This is a genomic window from Peloplasma aerotolerans, assembly GCF_030012175.1.
Taxonomy (GTDB): domain Bacteria; phylum Bacillota_I; class Bacilli_A; order Acholeplasmatales; family Acholeplasmataceae; genus Peloplasma; species Peloplasma aerotolerans.
Genome location: NZ_JASCXW010000057.1, coordinates 1 through 3,969, shown reverse-complemented (window position 1 = coordinate 3,969; position 3,969 = coordinate 1). Strand labels below are relative to the sequence as shown.

Genomic DNA, 3,969 nt, shown 5'->3' with positions numbered 1-3,969 from the left:
CATGCATTCTCTATTATATAGTAGATGCATCATGTATTTTTTACTTTAATTTTTAAAGTTTACCCGTTTGATATGAAGTCATCATAAATATTAAAACAAAAAGCAATAGAGGATTTTCTATTGCTTATTAGTTCTCTATGACTTTTTGAGTCATTATCTCCAGTTTAAACTGTTCAATTACCTTAAAATCAATATAGCAAGATGTTTCATCTGAAATTAATAGGTCAATGTAAGTTTCTAATTGTTTAACTGTGATTACACCTTTAACATAAGATCTACCAAGCACGCCTAATACACCAGTATATTTAATATTGAGTTTTTTGCATGCAGCTCTCACTGGTTTATCATTGCTGTTGCAATAATAAAGATTTTCTTTTGCAATTGCTATAGCAAAACGATCATATCTTGATAGTTTCTTAAACTCAACTTCATTGACTAACAAAGCGTAAGTTTCTAGACCTATTTCTGTTTCAATAAGTCCAATCTGAAACTTATGTTGATTAATTTCACGTTTGATTTCATCTGGTAGTTCATCATCATATATTACCTGGGGAATAATAACATAATCAAAAATGTCAAATAACAGATTTAGACATCCAATCTCAGATAAATCTACCAAAACGTTGTTATCAACAACGACTGATATGTTATCCGAGTGATAAATATCTTTCATCTATATTTCTCCACTCCTTAAGCAATCTTCTAGTATCTAAAGTGTTAGTCCCCAATACCTCTGATATTTTGTTTGCACTTATTTCTTCTTTAAAATAAAGATCTTTAATTTTGTTAATGAGTTTGTTGTTTTTCTCTTGAATATCTATTTTTTCAAGAGGGTGGGGTTCTTTAGTTTTATACCCCGCAGAATTTATTTGCTTCCAAAAATTAGTGTATATTTCTTTTGAAATAACTTTATACTCATAAAGCATTACATATAGAGTTTGAATACTGACTTTGAAGTATTTCTTCATTTCTATAGGATCTATATGTTTTTTAGACTCAATATACATGTCAACAAGATTTCTGGGCATCAAAAAATAACCAGCAAATTTATTCGCTATTTTTTCATTCAAATCATATTTTCCACTCACATAAAACGCATTATATTCATTATCAGTATATTGCTCTGAATGAAACAATAAATGTGCATATTCATGAATGAGTGAAAATATTTTTCTTTCCTCGGGAATATTCTCGGAATCATTAATGATAATATAGCTACCAAACTCATTGGAGAATGAAGATGCTCCAAAGTAATTATCGTTTTTAAAATCCCTAACAATAACATTAACACCGATATTGTTAATAACCTCAAAGTAATTTTCTGGTATGACATTCTCAATATTTGCTACTCTTCTCTGTTCTATCGCTATTTTAGATATTAAATTAAAAACATTTTTTTTATCATCTGAGATATTAATACTATACTTTTGAGGTATGTATCGATAACTTGAATCTCCAATGATGTCAATATAACTATAAATTGCATTTCTTAATTTATCAATGTCAATATTCTTTATATCTTTTTCTGGTTTATCAGCCCTAAACAAAAAACAGACATTTTCATGTTTCTCTTTGAAGAAATAATCAAATGGTTTTTGAAAGTATAAAGCAACCTTCATAAGTTTTTCACTATCAATAGGTTGACTTCCATCAATATATTTCTTCAAAGTTGGATGTGATACACCAATAGACTCACTAAGTTTTCTTAGTGATAGTTTTTCTTTATCCATAAGTTCTTTAATATTGTTGCCAATGACTAGTGAAACATTCATAATCACCACTCCTTTATATATCAATTTTACCACAAAATACATTAATATCAATATATTGGTAAAATAATTTACCGTTTATATGCTTATATATATACTTATAAAGTGAGTAACTTAATACATTTAAGCACACATCAACAAGTATTAAGTGGAAAATAAGTCTTTAAATCGATGAAACTTGTATTTTATATATATTAAAAAAAATATTAAAATCCTATTTGTTAATTAAATAAAACATGATATTATATTAAAGGAATTAAAATTTAAAGTAGGGAGATAACCATGGACATGTTAACACAACCAATCAACTAAAAACTGAATTCAAGGAGTGATTACACATGCACACAAGTGCCTTTGTGACCTTCGTGATGAGAAATGACTATTATGTTCCTGGAGCATTAGTTTTTGCTTATGCATTGAAAAAACAACATGTAGATGCAGACATCATCTGCCTTATAACACCTGAAATATCTTCAAAAGCAAAACAAGCTCTAAAAACATTATTTGATGATGTGATCACAACCGATCCTATCTATATCTATCATCCGATGCGACACGGCAGACAAGACCGTCCTTACTTATTTACAAGATTTCAAGCATTAAGACTTGGAAAAGACGGTAATCTGAACAAAGGCTACGAAAAACTGGTTATTGCTGACGCTGATATTTTACCGATCAGTGATTATCAATCTCTATTGGACTTACCTGCACCTGCAGGTATTATCAATGAAAACAAATCCTATTGTGTATCTTCTACTAAGGGTAGATATATACAACACTTAAATCATAAAAATAGAAGAGAATGGCGATGGCATCATATTTATAGAAACTGTCCACATGGACAGATGATACCAAAAGCTTATACAGATAGAATTCACCAAGATACATCAAATCTTGGTATTAATGCATGCCTCTATCGTCTAAATCCAAATATGGAAGCATACAATAGCTTAATCAGTGATTTAAATCAACAAAATACTTTAAAAAGAGTCGTATCTTACCCATGGCCAGAAATGCAATACTTAACTTTAAAGTATAGTGGATCTTGGCATAATATAGATTTAAGATATGCAAGTTTTAATGGATATCCGAATATCAATATTTTAAATGGTACCCACTTTGCTGGGCTTAAGCCATGGGATATAGAATGTTTATCAGTTAAGAGTTTTGCTAAGTTTGATGATTACCAGTTGTTTTTTCGTACATATATGGAAATGTTTGAAACATATTCAAAATTAAAAGATTACCGTAAACTTCATAAAATATATGAATGCTTCAAAGAATTAAATAAGAAATGATGATTAATTAAACAAAAAGATTTGAGTTTGTGTAAAATCACACTCTCAAATCTTTTTAATTTAAATCAATGATTGGATTTGCAGAATCCTTAATAACTTCTTCTCCGATGTCCCAAGCTTCTATAATTTGATCATCTTCAAATCTAAAGATATGGACAACCATATATTTCGTTTTATCATCAATATTTACAATAGAGTAATTAGATACATAGTTATTTTCCTCTATTTGCTTGAGAATCGTTATCTTTTTTTTCTTATGAACTTGATTGTCTTCCATCATCGCGTTAAGTAATGATAATTTATCATTTTTAACATATTGGTTATGATGAAGAAAATCTTTATGAACAAATAAATCATAAGCCTTTTCTACTTGATCAGTAATACACATTGTTAAAAACTTAACTGATATTTCTTTATGAGTCATATTTTTTTAACCTCATCTCATTACCACCAAAAAGTTTCAACATTCTTTTTTTCTTCAATGTTATGTTTAATGATCTTTTCTAAGAGTTTATAATCAACTTCTTGATCCCATGGTATTTGAATGAGCATCTTTGTTTGGTTGTACCCTGCCTTTAGAATATCATTAGAAAAGTGTTCTACACTTCTTATCTCAGGAGCTATCGCTAAATGCTTTTTAGATGCACTAAAACCTATAATAAACGTACCATGGTCAATAAACATAGGTTGATTCCATTTCACGGCTTTTTCTAGTTTGGGAAAAGTCTTTTCAACCCAGCCTAGAACATCTTTAGTTTTGTTTCTAATTTTCTCACTATCGATTCCATTTAAAAATGTATCAAATATATCCATAAACACACGCCTTTCATCAAATATATTTCTATTATAATATATATCATTACAATACTTATTGAAAATGTATTGCAACTACGATGATTGAT

At 28.8% G+C, this 3,969-nt stretch carries 5 protein-coding genes; 1 reads left to right on the top strand and 4 read right to left on the bottom strand.

Annotated elements, in window-relative coordinates:
- Window positions 1–127 precede the first annotated feature (127 nt).
- Together QJ521_RS09315 and QJ521_RS09310 are read right to left on the bottom strand one after the other, a co-directional pair.
- Window positions 128–673, bottom strand: coding sequence for a PIN domain-containing protein (locus QJ521_RS09315; RefSeq protein WP_282840214.1), 546 nt, complete (start codon window positions 671–673; stop codon window positions 128–130).
- Complete coding sequence (locus QJ521_RS09310; protein WP_282840213.1) at window positions 648–1,772, bottom strand: helix-turn-helix domain-containing protein; 1,125 nt, start codon at window positions 1,770–1,772, stop codon at window positions 648–650. Before QJ521_RS09310 ends, QJ521_RS09315 begins: the two co-directional genes overlap by 26 nt.
- Before the next feature lie 335 nt (window positions 1,773–2,107).
- Here QJ521_RS09310 and QJ521_RS09305 point away from each other — a divergent pair, with 335 nt between their 5' ends.
- The gene (locus QJ521_RS09305) at window positions 2,108–3,067 is read left to right on the top strand and encodes a glycosyltransferase family protein (RefSeq protein ID WP_282840212.1); all 960 of its coding nucleotides are present in this window, start codon (window positions 2,108–2,110) and stop codon (window positions 3,065–3,067) included.
- A 55-nt stretch (window positions 3,068–3,122) separates the two neighbouring features.
- Here QJ521_RS09305 and QJ521_RS09300 read toward each other — a convergent pair whose 3' ends face one another.
- Together QJ521_RS09300 and QJ521_RS09295 are read right to left on the bottom strand one after the other, a co-directional pair.
- Window positions 3,123–3,491 (bottom strand): nuclear transport factor 2 family protein, encoded by a 369-nt coding sequence (locus QJ521_RS09300; protein WP_282840211.1) that lies wholly within the window; start codon window positions 3,489–3,491, stop codon window positions 3,123–3,125.
- Between the two features lie 20 nt (window positions 3,492–3,511).
- Window positions 3,512–3,880 (bottom strand): iron chaperone, encoded by a 369-nt coding sequence (locus tag QJ521_RS09295; RefSeq protein WP_282840210.1) that lies wholly within the window; start codon window positions 3,878–3,880, stop codon window positions 3,512–3,514.
- Between the last annotated feature and the right edge of the window lie 89 nt (window positions 3,881–3,969).